Origin of the sequence: Paraburkholderia suaedae, from assembly GCF_040812055.1 — a bacterium.
Taxonomy (GTDB): domain Bacteria; phylum Pseudomonadota; class Gammaproteobacteria; order Burkholderiales; family Burkholderiaceae; genus Paraburkholderia.
The window spans coordinates 1-13,896 of sequence record NZ_JBFOAH010000046.1; the positions used below are offsets into that span (position 1 = coordinate 1).

Annotated in this window: 11 protein-coding genes and 3 pseudogenes; 6 read left to right on the forward strand and 8 right to left on the reverse strand. The window is 59.9% G+C overall.

What is annotated here, in order from left to right; all coding sequences use genetic code 11:
• A partial coding sequence (locus ABQJ48_RS34750; RefSeq protein WP_367842471.1) for a transposase occupies positions 1 to 133 on the reverse strand: 133 nt, incomplete at its 3' end.
• 738 nt (positions 134 to 871) lie between these two features.
• On the opposite strand from ABQJ48_RS34750, the gene ABQJ48_RS34755 reads away from it, so the two are divergent.
• On the forward strand, positions 872 to 1,462 hold the full coding sequence (locus ABQJ48_RS34755; protein WP_367842443.1) for a catalase: 591 nt from the start codon (positions 872 to 874) through the stop codon (positions 1,460 to 1,462).
• Between the two features lie 770 nt (positions 1,463 to 2,232).
• Positions 2,233 to 4,494, forward strand: coding sequence for a catalase/peroxidase HPI (gene katG / locus ABQJ48_RS34760; protein ID WP_367842444.1), 2,262 nt, complete (start codon positions 2,233 to 2,235; stop codon positions 4,492 to 4,494).
• A gap of 18 nt (positions 4,495 to 4,512) precedes the next feature.
• On the opposite strand, the gene ABQJ48_RS34765 is transcribed toward katG, so the two are convergent.
• The 3 genes from ABQJ48_RS34765 to ABQJ48_RS34775 form a co-directional block, all read right to left on the reverse strand.
• Positions 4,513 to 4,839, reverse strand: a complete 327-nt coding sequence (locus ABQJ48_RS34765) for a hypothetical protein (RefSeq protein WP_367842445.1) — start codon at positions 4,837 to 4,839, stop codon at positions 4,513 to 4,515.
• Between the two features lie 46 nt (positions 4,840 to 4,885).
• Positions 4,886 to 5,173 carry a hypothetical protein gene (locus tag ABQJ48_RS34770; protein ID WP_367842446.1) on the reverse strand — a complete coding sequence of 96 codons (288 nt, stop codon included), beginning with the start codon at positions 5,171 to 5,173 and terminating at the stop codon, positions 4,886 to 4,888.
• A gap of 408 nt (positions 5,174 to 5,581) precedes the next feature.
• Positions 5,582 to 5,797, reverse strand: coding sequence for a hypothetical protein (locus tag ABQJ48_RS34775; protein WP_367842447.1), 216 nt, complete (start codon positions 5,795 to 5,797; stop codon positions 5,582 to 5,584).
• Positions 5,798 to 6,051: 254 nt separating this feature from the next.
• Between ABQJ48_RS34775 and ABQJ48_RS34780 the strand changes: the two are divergent.
• Positions 6,052 to 6,522, forward strand: a pseudogene (locus tag ABQJ48_RS34780) (helix-turn-helix domain-containing protein); the annotation flags it as partial.
• A 575-nt stretch (positions 6,523 to 7,097) separates the two neighbouring features.
• Positions 7,098 to 7,292, forward strand: coding sequence for a hypothetical protein (locus ABQJ48_RS34785; RefSeq protein ID WP_367842448.1), 195 nt, complete (start codon positions 7,098 to 7,100; stop codon positions 7,290 to 7,292).
• 497 nt (positions 7,293 to 7,789) lie between these two features.
• Here the strand turns inward: ABQJ48_RS34785 and ABQJ48_RS34790 are convergent, their stop codons facing one another.
• From ABQJ48_RS34790 to ABQJ48_RS34800, 3 genes and pseudogenes are all read right to left on the reverse strand, one after another.
• Positions 7,790 to 8,803 carry an IS110 family RNA-guided transposase gene (locus ABQJ48_RS34790; RefSeq protein WP_367842449.1) on the reverse strand — a complete coding sequence of 338 codons (1,014 nt, stop codon included), beginning with the start codon at positions 8,801 to 8,803 and terminating at the stop codon, positions 7,790 to 7,792.
• A gap of 273 nt (positions 8,804 to 9,076) precedes the next feature.
• Positions 9,077 to 10,095 (reverse strand): annotated as a pseudogene (locus ABQJ48_RS34795) (IS110 family RNA-guided transposase).
• Positions 10,096 to 10,203: 108 nt separating this feature from the next.
• Positions 10,204 to 10,590, reverse strand: a pseudogene (locus ABQJ48_RS34800) (IS6 family transposase); the annotation flags it as partial.
• A gap of 1,165 nt (positions 10,591 to 11,755) precedes the next feature.
• Here ABQJ48_RS34800 and ABQJ48_RS34805 point away from each other — a divergent pair.
• Both ABQJ48_RS34805 and ABQJ48_RS34810 read left to right on the forward strand, forming a co-directional pair.
• Positions 11,756 to 12,571 (forward strand): IclR family transcriptional regulator, encoded by an 816-nt coding sequence (locus ABQJ48_RS34805; RefSeq protein WP_367842450.1) that lies wholly within the window; start codon positions 11,756 to 11,758, stop codon positions 12,569 to 12,571.
• Positions 12,568 to 13,416: an IclR family transcriptional regulator gene (locus ABQJ48_RS34810; protein ID WP_367842451.1), complete on the forward strand. Its 849-nt coding sequence runs from the start codon at positions 12,568 to 12,570 to the stop codon at positions 13,414 to 13,416. The genes ABQJ48_RS34805 and ABQJ48_RS34810 overlap by 4 nt, the downstream gene beginning before the upstream one ends.
• Before the next feature lie 84 nt (positions 13,417 to 13,500).
• Here ABQJ48_RS34810 and ABQJ48_RS34815 read toward each other — a convergent pair whose 3' ends face one another.
• Positions 13,501 to 13,896: an AtuA-related protein gene (locus ABQJ48_RS34815; protein WP_367842452.1), complete on the reverse strand. Its 396-nt coding sequence runs from the start codon at positions 13,894 to 13,896 to the stop codon at positions 13,501 to 13,503.

Here is a 13,896-nt window from a genome sequence, read left to right on the forward strand (position 1 = left end):
ACATCCTCTTCCAGCGGTAGTACGTCTGCTCGGAGATTCCCAGTTGCCGGATCAGATCCGCCACCGGCATGCCCAGTTCGGCCTGCTTGAGCGCGGCCACAATCTGCTCCACCGAATACTGTTGGTGTTTCATCGCCAACCTCCCGTGCTGTGGGGAAAATTGCTCCGAAACACTAACACTCATTTCTGTCCAGGATTTCTGCAGCAGTTCAGGCCTACGGCCGAAGGCTCATGAAAGGTCTGACACTAACATTGCAATGTGTCCAGGAAACCCAAGCGGTTCAGGGAATGAAACAAGCAGCGCTGCGGTTGCCTAGATGAACATGGCACGCTTCAAAGGTTTGAGAACAGCACGCTATTGACATGAGGCAGCGTTACGTTGATTCGCCTATGTATTGCGGCACGTAATATTCCGAAGGCCACTATCATGAAACACCTCGGTCCAATTATGGTCGCCACGCTTGCGCTGAGCGGTGTTATTGCGCTTTCGTGCACTGTTGGGACGGGGCGCGAATCGGATCGTGAGTTCATCGCACCACGTCGGCCGCCGCTCACGTGCGGACAAACCGCGTCCTGTTTTTTTAACAAATAGTTGACAACGCTGCACCCCGAAGTTTTTGCTGCCAAAGGAAATAAGCGCATTGCGTTTGGAGTCAATAGAGGAGGGGTAGGTCCGCGTTACCGGGCTGCGGGCCGCGCGATGTACAGTCGGACTCTCTGGTCGATTGCGTATGCAAATCCACGATTTGTGGTGACTCGACCGAAGTGTCCCATCGATACATATCTACTATCGAAGGCATCTAAATAGTCAATTTACGTATGCGATCTCGATAGTCTATTGTTGGTTGACGATCCACGCAGGAGACACGGCATGAATAAGCCGATTGACCGCTTGGCGAAGCGATCCGGCAGCCGATTGAGCACCACAGGCGGCAATCCCTTCGCCGACAAGCCGAATGTGCTGACTGCTGATGCCCGTGGTCCATTGTTGCAGCCGGATTGTCAGCTTATTGAGAACGTCGCACGTCAGAATCGTGGGCGTCTCTCGGAGCGACTGATGGATGAGAACGGCTGGCGGCCGTACGGGACGCTGACTATTACAAGAGATATCTCTCAATTCGCCCGGGCGAAGTTGCTGCAAGCTTGTGCCAGGACTAATTTGGTCCTGCGCTTCTCGACCGTTAGCGGCGGGGCTCGCGGTCAAGTTCTGCAGGTCGAAGGCAGCGAGAATCTGGTAGGCAACAACACATTGGTATCGTTTGTACGGGGTCCATACGAATTTCCAAACTTCGTCCTTACCCAGAATCGCCATTCCTTGGACCCATTTGCATTCGCCGACTGCTATGGGGGATTTCTGCGCACTTTCGCCGGAGAGGCTGCGTCCGGCGACGATCCTGATGTCCGGCCGCTGGCTACCGACCGACGTGCGCAATCAAGCACGAAGCCTGCGCTACGTCCGTGATTCGGTCAAGGAGGTGGTGCCATGTTCAAGATTGTCGGGAAAGTGCTTACTGCTTATGAGCAGGACGGTCAACTGGTTGCACGTGCACTGGAGCGCTCAGAGTATCCCCCGGAACTGAAGGAAAGATTGCGCTCCGCCAGATTTGGCAACTGCAGTGTGTGGTGCGCGCTCGATCCGACAACGTTCGAAAACATAGACCAGGGCTGTGAACCCGGAGATTGCACCGACGAATGCGTGCTGATTACTGGCTTCATTGGAAACAGGCAATACTGGGCGTGCAGTTGCGTTGCTGCGTCCTGTAGTTCAGATAGGAAAGTCGTCCCCCTACGAAGGGCGCCACCCAAGTGCTCCTTGAAATAACTGGGTCGATGCCACGACGCGGGAAGGTATGACACGGCAGTAGCGTCGGGCGTCGATCAAGCAAGCTCATCAACCACAACTGCCAGCAAGCAAAGAGATATCAGGGACCTTCCAGCTTATCGTTGTGAGCCATCAATTGCATTGCAAAAATCGCACTGGGTTGATGGTGGCGCTCACAGATGTTTCGATTTGCAGTAGACCGGCCGACGCGGACCATACGGGCCAATGCACGCAACGACGTCCATCATCGGATCAGGAGCATGCGCGTCGAGTGACAGCAAGTGGTACAACAAAAAAAGCGCACCATGTGATTTCCCGACGTCCCCGTCGGCGCGGCATAGGCGATGCACCGTAGAAGCCAGACGCCGTGAAAGAACAGGTAGTGGGTACATCCCCCAAGGAGATAACGCATGTCAACCGAAGCAAAGTGCCCGTTCAACCATACTGCCGGCGGCGGCGCGACGAACCGTGACTGGTGGCCGAAGCAGCTGCGGCTGGACCTGCTAAGCCAGCACTCCAGCAGATCGGATCCGCTGGACGGCAGCTTCAATTACGCAGACGCTTTCAAGAGCCTCGATCTGGCTGCGGTGAAGAAGGATCTCGCCGCGCTGATGACCGATTCGCAGGATTGGTGGCCGGCGGACTTCGGCCACTACGGTCCGCTCTTTATCCGCATGGCCTGGCACAGTGCCGGCACGTACCGCATCGGCGATGGCCGCGGTGGCGCCGGGCGCGGTCAGCAGCGTTTCGCGCCGCTCAACAGCTGGCCGGACAACGTCAGCCTCGACAAGGCGCGGCGCCTGCTCTGGCCGATCAAACAGAAGTACGGCCAGAAAATTTCCTGGGCCGATCTGCTGGTCCTCACCGGCAACGTCGCGCTGGAAAGCATGGGCTTGAAGACCTTCGGGTTCGCCGGTGGTCGCCCCGACACGTGGGAGCCGGACCTAGACGTCTACTGGGGCAACGAAAAGACCTGGCTGGGCGGCGACGTCCGCTACGGCAAAGGAGCCGCAGGCGATAACGACGACGGCGGCGTGATTGTCGCCGACGAACAAAAGCACGGCGAAGAGGTAAGCCGCGACGACAACGGACGCAACCTGGAAAATCCGCTGGGCGCCGTGCAGATGGGCCTGATCTATGTCAACCCGGAAGGTCCCAACGGTAATCCGGACCCAATCGCCGCCGCACACGACATCCGCGAAACTTTCTCTCGCATGGCCATGAACGACGAGGAAACGGTCGCGCTGATCGCCGGCGGCCACACCTTCGGCAAGACGCATGGCGCCGGTCCCGCCGACAACGTCGGTCCCGAACCCGAGAGCGCCGATCTGGAGAACCAGGGGCTGGGCTGGAGGAACAGCTTCGGCACCGGCAAGGGCGCCGACACCATCACCAGCGGTCTGGAAGTCACCTGGACCACCACGCCGACGAAATGGGGCAACGGCTTCTTCGAGAACCTGTTCAAGTACGACTGGGAACTGACCAAGAGCCCTGCCGGCGCCAACCAATGGGTCGCCAGGGGCGCCGACGAGACGATCCCGCATGCTCACGATCCGTCGAAAAAGCGGCGGCCGACGATGCTCACTACCGACCTCTCGCTGCGCCTGGACCCCGCCTACGAGAAGATTTCGCGGCGCTTTCTGGAGAATCCCGACCAGCTTGCCGATGCCTTCGCCCGTGCATGGTTCAAGCTGACTCACCGCGACATGGGACCGCGCGCCCGCTACCTCGGGCCGGAAGTGCCTGCGGAAGAACTGATCTGGCAGGACCCCATTCCGGCAGTTGACCACCCGCTCGTCAATGAGCAGGACGTCGTCTCGCTCAAGCAGAAGATCCTGGCGTCGGGGCTGCCCATCTCGCAACTGGTGTCGACGGCATGGGCGTCGGCGTCGACCTTCCGCGGCTCGGACAAGCGTGGGGGCGCCAACGGTGCACGCATTCGTCTCGCCCCGCAGAAAGACTGGGCCGTCAACCAGCCCGAGCAACTGGCGAAGGTACTGAAGGTCCTCGAAGGCATTCAGAGCGAGTTCAACAGTGCACAGTCAGGCGGGCAGAAAATCTCCCTGGCGGACCTAATCGTGCTGGCCGGCAACGCCGGCATCGAACAGGCGGCAAAAAACGCCGGCCATCAGGTGACGGTGCCGTTTGCGCCGGGACGCATGGACGCCTCGCAGGAACAGACCGACGTGAAATCCGTTGGGGCGCTGGAACCGGTCGCCGATGGCTTCCGCAACTATCTGAAGCGCACGTTCCGTGTCCCGGCTGAGGCATTGCTCATTGACAAAGCGCAATTGCTGACGTTGACCGCGCCGGAGATGACGGTGCTCCTCGGCGGCTTGCGCGCCCTGAAGGTCCAGAGCGGGCAAGATTCGCATGGCGTCTTCACCAAGCGGCCCGAAACGCTGACCAATGACTTCTTCCGCAACCTGCTGGACATGGGTACGGAATGGAAGCCGACTTCGGAATCCCGGGATGTGTTCGAGGGGTGGGACCGGAAGACCGGCGAGTTGAAGTGGACCGGCAGCCGCGTCGATCTGGTGTTCGGTTCGCATGCGCAGTTGCGGGCGCTGTCTGAAGTTTATGCAAGCGAGGACGGGCAGGAGAAATTCCTTCGCGACTTTGTCGCAGCGTGGGTCAAGGTGATGAACCTCGACCGCTTCGACCTCGTCTGAGCGCGTGCGGCGGTCCCGTCAGAGCTTTCGCCCTGACGGACTTTGCCCTCCGGTGCCAGAGGTAACCTTCCGTGTCGGCGTGCGGTGCCGGTCGGCGGCTAGTTCGCCGCTTCGGCCCTTGAGCGCAGATGCAGAAAAGCGGCGCCAGGGCTTTCGCGGCGACGCTTTTTGTTCAGCGCGACCCTTTGCGCGGCTTGTTGGCTTTTGCTTACGGACCACACGCGCCGCGTCGATGATCGCCGCTGCCACTTCAATCGGCTTCGATAGCATCGGCATGTGGCTTGCGTGCACCTTCACCACGGTCGCGCCGATCTGCTGCGCCGTCGCACGCTGCAATGCCGTCATGGCGGATTCCTCGTCATGTTCCATGGAATTGGGGAATGCACAGCGGCTAGCTCTGGATTGCGTCGGTCCACGCAATGAAGAGTCCGTACGAAGCGAAGTCGGTTGCGCTCTTGTTATGCACCTCAAGCAGCACGACGCGATTGCCTTCGGCGTCGCAATCGTTGGAAAGGTTGCGGACTTCGATGTTCTTATCCCACGGCGGTCCCGACAGCGGGATCGCCGCCGCCCACAGGATTTCTCCGTAGTTCATCGGACCGACCCACCAGAACGAAGAGTCGCCCGCATTCAGATCGACTCCGCTCCCGAGCAGTTGGCCATTTACATTGATACCCATTGCTGTCTCCCAGTCGCGAACGGCCACAGCGACGCGCGATTGCCCGTGTGCCCGTGGCGGTCGTTACACCGCTGACTAGAGAACGACGATGTTGGATAAAAATTTGAAGAAGGTCGTGGGGAGCGCGCCGGTCTTCTGCGGTAACGCGACTCCAGAAGCTCCACGTGGATAAGATCTTGCGCCTGGTAGCGACAATGGCGGGGACGCGTTGAACCAGCGATTCTCTTATGTTTGTGCTTTCCGGTGCCCGCGTTACTCAACGCTGAAGCTTCTCGGGCAGCGGAGCGAAACGCCGCGCCTGCTCAGCCTGGGACATCGGAAAAGCAACGGCACATCTCCGAAAAGACCGGACTCGGCCAGTTCCGGCCGAGGGTGTGTCAAAACACAAAAGTTACAGGTTTTGAGGGGTCACTTTACCCTTCCCGACACGCCACCAAGGCGTTGTAGGCCCTTTTTGAAAGCCGACTTTTTGAACATGCTAGTGAGCGAGCCGCGCATCAAGTGCTCAATAAATATCGCGTAGCCTCGAACCGAGAATTCTTTCGCGTAGCCCCGCGGCACGCGATGATGGAGATCTTGCCTGTACTCGGCAACTTCACGTTGATTGAGGTTAAGGATGCGCACGGGATCGCTTCTTGGCCGACGGCTGCCTCATGCGATCGGCAGGACGGTCTAGCGCGTCGTTCGAGCTATCGAATTTGTTGGCATCGGCGCAGAGGCCGCCGGGAAGAGGGCACTTAGCCCAGTCTAACGAATTCGCGACAGAAATCCGGCCAGTCCAACTAATTCGGTTCGCGGTGGTCCGTAGAGCCCGACCGAATTCGTTAGACAGTCGTTGATTACTCAGGGCCCGCAGTCTAACGAATTCGAGATACCTTCAGCAGATCACAGGCTTTCAGCTCGCGGGAGAAACGCTCGGGCTCGACGGTGTCTTTGCCGAACAGCACAGCTGCGACGCGATTGCGCTCGAGGACAGCCTCGTGTGCATCATCCCGTTCGACCTCCTTGAATTGCTGTGTCGTGAAGTCAAGGCGATGCAACACCACGTACACCGGATGATGAGCGGCGAGATCGTCCGCGAATCCGGCCTCATGATGCTGCTCGGCACGATGTCGGCCGAGCAACGCGTCGCTGCGTTCCTGATCAACCTGTCGCAACGCTTGAATGCGCGGGGCTACTCCGCCGCGGAATTCTACCTGCGCATGACGCGCGACGAAATCGGCAGCTATCTCGGGATAAAGCTAGAAACAGTGAGCCGCATGTTGTCGAAGTTGTAGAAGGAAGGCCTTGTCGATACACGAGGCAAGCGGATCCGTATTCTTGATCTCGATTCATTGACTCGTCTGTAAGCGAGATCGCGTAGCGCAGCCTGTGAACGAAGGCAACGCGTTTTCATCGGCGACCGAATCTGGAATGGGCCCGCACTGTGCCATTCAGTGGTCGTGGCGGGTCAAATCGCACAGTCGATGTCCGTGCAACCTGCGAATCAGACGCTCCCGAAGATGCTCTCGCCTATGCCGCGCCGCGACGAAAATGGCGGCAGCCACGCTCGGCGGCAACAAGGTCGTCAACCGCGCCTTCGACATTCTGCTTCCGGTGAATACTTGGTACGGAAACAGGCATCAAACCGCCGGAGCAGGCAGGTATCGCAAATGCCCGGTATCAGCCGGGACGCGTCATCAACTCAACCCGAGTATTCCCATCCGCGCGTGGCTGGTCGACATCAAATGCATTCAGCCGCTCAATACGTTTAGACGAGGTGGCTGCGGAAACAATCGGACGCGATCCCAGAGAGGCGTTGTTCCCAGCGAGCCTTTACTGCACGCGACTACCCGACGTCACGAAGGGGCGGCCAAGTGGTCGCCACCGTACAGACGGGAGAATTTCATCCGGTCCATGATGATCTCAGCTTCAGGAGGCCACCATGTACATCCAACTCTCGGCCGAGGCTGTCCAGGCTCTCAAATCGCTCGATCGAATTCCTGATTCCGAATCGGAGATTCCGCGCCCCATGACCGACGAACTATTGACTCGTGGGCTTGCGTACGAGTCGCGCACTGGCGGGGTCATCAATATGACGGCCGCAGGCCGACTGTGGCTGAACCGGCGTGCGGGATAGTGCTGGACGTGTTACGTGCGTAACCAATTGGCGCTGCCTACGGCGTTGCCGCGACGTTGAGCTTTGGATGATCGAAATCCCATCCTTACTCACCCTCGCAACGGTTTCTTATGTGACTTCTTGCGATCCGGCGCCCCCATCCGTCGCTGCGTACAAGCGCCAGCTAAATGCCATTACCCGGCAGCGACCCGCTCATCTACCACAAACTTCAAAGCCCGCGTCTGCTGTATATCCGTACATGGACTCCCGCCTATGAGCAAGATCGGTTTGCATTTTGAAGGTCTCGACTGCGTCCGTACATTCGGCTTTTGATGTGCTTGCTATCAGCACGAGCCATCATGGAAGTTTGCGCGCTTGCCCCTCATCGGCCTTCTGGCTTCGTACTGCAGCCGCCGGATATATCAGGGTCTGCAAGCGCCGGTCCGACCGGTTCGCCATGCTTGCCGCTTCTTGCGCAATCGCGAAGAGGCTAAAAGTACTTTAGATGTTAAGTGCTGCTACGCGACCTTGAAGCTATCATTGCTCGTCAATATTGCCCAGGCGATCCGCGCTGTCTTGTTCGCCAGAGCGATTGCGGCGACACTCATGTGACGGCGTTGCATCACAGCTTTGATCCATCGACTATGCCGGTCGTCGCGGCGATTCACGAAACGCATCACTGCGCGCGCACCTTGTACAAGCAGAGTCCGGAGATACGTGTCGCCGCGTTTAGTAATGCCGCCCAGCATCGACTTGCCGCCGCTTGATCGTTGCGTCGGCGTCAAGCCCAACCATGCCGCGAACTGGCGCCCGTTCTTGAACTGCGACGGATCTCCAACGCTGCTGAACAATGCGGTCGCTACAAGCGGGCCAATGCCGGGAACCGTAGCAAGTCGCTGGCAACCTTCATTGCGTTTCACTATTTCGGCGATCTCGTTGGCGAGTTCATCGAGCCATTGTTGCAGGGCCGCCAGCTGTTCGAGGTACATCGATCCCAGCCGCCGCAGCAGGAGCGTGATCCGGGCATCGAAATCGTTGACGAGTGCAACGATACCCTGTCTCAAATGGGGAATGCCTTTCGGGAAGATGAATCCCTCTTCGGCAAACATGCTGCGAATCTGGTTCGATTTCGCGGTTCGTTCGTGGATGAGTCGCTCACGCATGCGGTGAACAGACCGTAACGACTGCTGTTCGGCGCTCTTGATGGGTACCGGGTGAATGCCAGGCCGGCGAACAGCTGCGCAAATGGCTGCCGCATCATTCGCATCGTTCTTTCCGCCGACCCGGAATGGTTTCACGTACTGCGTTGGCAGCAGACGTACCGTGTGTCCAAGGAAGGTCAATTCACGGGCCCAGTAATGGGAACCGTGACACGCTTCGATACCGATCAGACTCGGCTGCAGCTTTGAGAAGAACTTTAGTACCTCCGCCCGGCGCAGTTTCCGCCGTATGACCGGCTTGCCGCTACGATCGACACCGTGTACCTGGAACACGTTTTTCGCAATCTCAAGACCGATGGTCAGCGTAGGCATCTCGAATCTCCGGAAAGTGGCTCCGAAAGTGTGCACCCCGAAGGGGGCGGGAGTCCATGCCATCAGCCTTACTGCAGCCGATACGGCCGCTGCGGGCCCCTATGAAATCCGCTGACCCGCACCTCATTGAGCTCACGAGCTCGAGGCTCTTATGCACATTCAGGTTTAGCGAGTCGGGGTCCAACCTGTCTTGTCATTACATTCGATTGCCGACGCAACCTTTCGACGTACCATCCTGTGTAAAACGTAATCCTCTACGCAGCGCTAAACCGTTCAGGCTGGCTTCGCGCTCACGTACCCCTTCTGGTACGGTTGATCGTGGGCGAGGATTGCCCAGATCGTCCGCGCTATCTTGTTGGCCAGTGCTACGATTACCACGTTCGGCGGTCTGCGCTTTCTGATCTGGTCGACCCAGGGACCGGGTTCTCTAACGTGGTGCAGCACGCTGCGCGCACCGTGAATCAGCAGCGTGCGCAGATACGTGTCATCGCGCTTGCTGATACCCAGCAACGTCAATTTGCCTCCCGAGCCCGTTTGCTTCGGCACAAGACCGATCCAGGCCGCGAACTCGCGCCCTGATCTAAACGACTTCGCATCGCCCATTGTCGCCACCCAGCGGTCGCCGTGAGCACACCAACGCCTGGGATCGCGGTAATCGCCTTGACCGCCTTGTCCTCCTGCATCCACTGGCGCAGCCGCCGCTCAATCACGGCGATCTGTTCATCGAGCTTCGTCAACCCGTCCCACTGCTCTCGCAACGTATCGATCAACACCATAGGTAGGCGATCCGATATCCTGGCCAGCACCGCGGGTATTGCCTTGTCGAGCGTAGCCCGGCCCCTGCCCATCACTTCGCCGTATTCGGTCAACGGTCCGCGTAGGCTGTTGATCTGCATCGTACAGAACTTGACGAGCTGCTGACGCATCCGGTGCAGCGCCAGCACGGCCTGCTGCGCTTCGGTCTTTATCGCTACCGCCTTGCTGGGCTGCTGCACGGCCAGCCAGACCGCCCGGGCGTCGGCCGCATCGTTCTTGTTGCGGATGTTGAACGCCTTGACGAACTCTGCAGGCATCAGCTTTACCTGATGCCCCATTTTTATCAGCTCCCGTGCCCAGTGCTGTGCACCGCCACACGCCTCCATCCCTATCAGGCAGGGCGCCCGGTTCGCAAAGTATTCGAGAAACCTGGCTCGCTTGACCGGCCTGTTCACGATTTCACCTGTCTCGGCGTCCACGTAGTGAAGCTGGAAGACGCTCTTTGCAATATCGATCCCTACTGGCGTAAGGTTCATTTCGGACACCTCCGGTTTTGCCTGGGAAGACCTGTATGATCCTCCATCCTAGGCACTTTGATGCCCGTCGGCGCGTGAGGGTCCACCTTCATTGCTGAAACCCATCGCTCACGGGTGGGAGGCGTTCATTCCATTGAGCTCAATGCCGGCCAGAAGGATCCGGGCACAGCGGAAATTCTTGAAGCCCAGCATGGGCCGGGTGCGCCGCTTGATCGCCCGATGGTCCTGCTCGACGAGGTTGTTGAGATATTTGGACTGGCGGATCTTGATAGGTGTTTCACGATCAGCATTGATCGCTTCGAGCGCGGCGAAATTGGCACCGCTTTTGTCGATGGTCACCGTCTCGGGCACGCCATTCTGGGCGATCGATTTTTCAAAGTAACCCCGGGCTGCAGTCTTGTCACGATGGGCGCGTAGCAGGAAATCGATGGTGTTGCCGTCCTTATCAACGGCGCGGTAAAGATATTTCCAGTCGCCCTTGACGCGGAGTAGAGTAAGAGACAGGGCGTAGTCGAACTATTTCCCTGCCTCTCCTCTCCGAACCGGACGTGCGCCTCTCAGCGCATCCGGCTCTCCATCCAGGCGTCGCTAAAGGCGAAGACAATCTACCGCAGGAGCCAGCGAACTGCTGTTGGTCTCCATGCGGTATGTCGTCAGTCTGCTTCGCATTTCACTGATTATCAAAGGTCTTCACCTCACTGGGGTCAGTTAATCTGCCTGGCAAACCACCTGGACTGCCCCCCCTTCGCCATGTGGCCGGCTTTCCCGGCCTCGGACTACTACGGAGGCTCCGCCAGCTTGCACATCATCGGGGCACACTCCCTTGGCATCTGTGCAAACCTTCCCCAGTTCACATGCTGGACTCAATCGCACGGGCGAGGTTGCCTGTCGCAGTCTTTATCGTTGCTTGCCGCAAGTCGTCGCAGATATCACGGTCTAGCTGCGCGCGCTCCGTCATGCCCTGCGGTCGGCATACATCTCCGGCCAGCATTCGCGGCAGCCGCCCGTACATGTGACCGACGCCGATCCGCGTCCTGCCTGTTAAGCGGTGTAGAAGGCAGGGGTGACGATTCAACCCACAGATGCGATTAAACAGGTTGGTGTCCCTCAACCGTCTCATGCTCAGCCTGGAAGCTCATCTTGGCGTAACCGCTTCGCCGCAAGCTCCGTTTCCCACGGACTTCGTCACCTTGCCAGTGTCCAGCAAGTCACCGCCGCTTCGGCTCACTTTCTCTCGCAGCAGAGAAAGGGCATGCCCCGGTACTGCGACATCAACTCCACCGGGTCCTGCATTCCAGACATGCTCAAGCAGCTTCACCCCCGTACGGGCGGGCTACGCTGGCTGGGCGTACTGTACGTCTCATCCATGCGCCAGCCTTTCATCGGCGAGTTTGTATCGCCGGGATTCTACCGTCCATCTCTTATTGCGACTCATCCTTTAGCGGCGCCACGGGTATCGTCATCGTTGGACTCTCCTGCGCGTCGGCAAAGGCGTCCACCTCCTCCGTCAGACGCTACCGATTTCGCCGGTAATTTCATTTCGCGCTCTATGGTAGACTTTCTGCATACTGTTCCGGCAGACGGCCGTTCACGCCATTTTGCTAGAATATGGCCGCAATCTCGCCGCAAATTTCGTTTTATGCACGATCATGGGCCCGTATTGACCAGCGAATACTCCCCGAACCCTCCGGAAGTCAGTGTGCTGTCGCGCGGGCTTTCTATCCTGCGCGCTTTCGCGCCGCGCAATGGATGGTTGTCGAACCATCAGATCGCGGACGCGGTGGGCCTGCCGCGCCCGACGGTATCGCGCATCACCGCGAATCTGACCAGTCTCGGTTATCTCGACTACGCGGCCGAGCAAGGTCAATACCGGCTCGGCACCGCGGCGCTTGCGCTCGGCTATGGCGCGTTTTCGAGCCTTGACGTGTGGACGGTCGCGCGCCCGTATCTGTGCGCACTGGCGAGGGATACCGACGCGCTCGCGGTATTGTCGCTGCGCGACGGCATGCATATGGTCTGCAACGAGGTATTCCACGGCGAGCACATACTGACGCTGCGGCTCAATGCCGGTTCGCGGATGCAATTGCCGCATTCGACGATGGGCCACGCACTGGTCGGCAAGCTCGCCGGGTCCGAGCGGCAAGCACTGCTCGACGAAGTGCGCGAACGCTTTCCCGACGAATGGGCCACGCTCGAACCCGCGCTTGAGGACGCGGCCCGCCAGGTTCAGCGGCGCGGTTTCTGCGCGACGCTCGGCACAGCGGAGCGGGGCGTGAACGGGGTCGGCTGCGTACTCGATCTGCGCAATGCACCCACTACCTATGTGCTCGGCTGCGCGGCGCCGGCACTGCGCTTTCCGCCCGAGCGGCTCGAAAACGAAATCGGCCCGCGACTCATGCAGATCAAGGCGTCGATTGAGCGGCAGTTGGGCGAGACCGTCGGTGCGGAACCGGCCGGCGTGGGAGCGTGGGAATGAGGCACCGCACGAGCGCGCCGAAAGTCCGCCAGGACATGCCCGACGTGCGCACGGCCGTCGATTCGCTGCAGCGTGGGCTCGAGATTCTGCGCAACTTCCGCGTCGGCGACAACTCGCTATCGATCGGCGATCTATCCGCGCGCACGGGGCTGCCGCGTGCGACGGTCGCGCGTCTCATCAATACGCTCGCCGCGCATCGCTTCGTCTGCCCGATTCCTGGCACCGACCGCTACCGGGCGGATGTCGCGTGTCAGTCGGTCGGCCGTGCGCTACTGTCCAATCACCCGCTCGTGCTCGCGGGCCAGGCGAGATTGCGCGGTTTCGCCGAGCGTTTCGGCGTCGACCTGATCATCGCAGTGCGCGAACGTCTCGACATGATCTGCATTGCGCATCGCGGCGGCGCGTTGGCGGAGACGGCACCCGGCCGTGGTCAGGAGATTGCCCATGACACGCAGATCGCAACCGGCGCGCTGCTGCCGATCGCGACGACGGCGGTGGGCCGTGCGTGGTTGTGGTCGCAGCCGAGCCATGTGCAAGGCGAGATAGTGCAGCACATTCGCTCCGATGCGTCCATGCCGGGCGGCGGCGGAGTGATGCCGCAGGTGTATCGCGCGTTCCAGGAGCTCGAGGAGCGTGGTTTCTGCACGCAGTCAGGCGAAGGGCCGCGCGCCGGATCCAGCGCGGGTTCGATCGCCGCGCCGATTGTCGTCGCGGGTCAGACGGGCGGCGCGCTTGCATGTCTCGCCGAACCTGGTCAGGGCGATGTCGCGACGCTCGCCGATACTCTCGGTTCCGAACTGGTAGCGCTCGCGCAGCAGATCGGCCGCGGGGCATCGAATCCATGAGGCCGTGCGCGTCAGGCGCTTGATACGGCGTGCCGGACAGCCCACTAGCGCCTGAACAACCCGCGCCGCCGCGCATCTGAGCATTTAGCCGTCGGCCGACCAGCGCGCGCCGGGTACCGCAGGACTTGCTACCTCGTCTTCGCCACCACCGGCAGCCATGGATTCGGCCATCGCGCATACTGGCAGCCGCAACAACGCATGTCCTAGCGCCTTGCCGGTCTGATCGAGCCGCAGTGTGCGTGTCGCGCCGCCTCCCAGCGCGTTGTTCAGCACGACGACGAGCGCCTGGATGTTATCCATCCGATGACACTGCACGGGTCCCTGCAACCAGTCGCCGAACAGCGCGCGAATCCTTTCGGGCGTCGCGCTCGCGAGCAGCAGCGGATAGTCGGCGGGCGTGCGGGCGATCAGTCCGGCGGTGCACACGTCGCCCTTGTCGCCCGAGCGTACGTAGCAGATATCCCTCAGCAATCGGGTCAT

What these genes read in the sequence shown, in the direction of transcription:
- ABQJ48_RS34755 (WP_367842443.1), top strand. Translation starts at nt 872, where the DNA reads ATGAATAAGCCGATTGACCGCTTGGCGAAGCGATCCGGCAGCCGATTG.
- katG (WP_367842444.1), top strand. Translation starts at nt 2,233, where the DNA reads ATGTCAACCGAAGCAAAGTGCCCGTTCAACCATACTGCCGGCGGCGGC.
- ABQJ48_RS34765 (WP_367842445.1), bottom strand. Translation starts at nt 4,839, where the DNA reads ATGACGGCATTGCAGCGTGCGACGGCGCAGCAGATCGGCGCGACCGTG.
- ABQJ48_RS34770 (WP_367842446.1), bottom strand. Translation starts at nt 5,173, where the DNA reads ATGGGTATCAATGTAAATGGCCAACTGCTCGGGAGCGGAGTCGATCTG.
- ABQJ48_RS34785 (WP_367842448.1), top strand. Translation starts at nt 7,098, where the DNA reads ATGTACATCCAACTCTCGGCCGAGGCTGTCCAGGCTCTCAAATCGCTC.
- ABQJ48_RS34790 (WP_367842449.1), bottom strand. Translation starts at nt 8,803, where the DNA reads ATGCCTACGCTGACCATCGGTCTTGAGATTGCGAAAAACGTGTTCCAG.
- ABQJ48_RS34810 (WP_367842451.1), top strand. Translation starts at nt 12,568, where the DNA reads ATGAGGCACCGCACGAGCGCGCCGAAAGTCCGCCAGGACATGCCCGAC.
- ABQJ48_RS34815 (WP_367842452.1), bottom strand. Translation starts at nt 13,896, where the DNA reads ATGACCCGATTGCTGAGGGATATCTGCTACGTACGCTCGGGCGACAAG.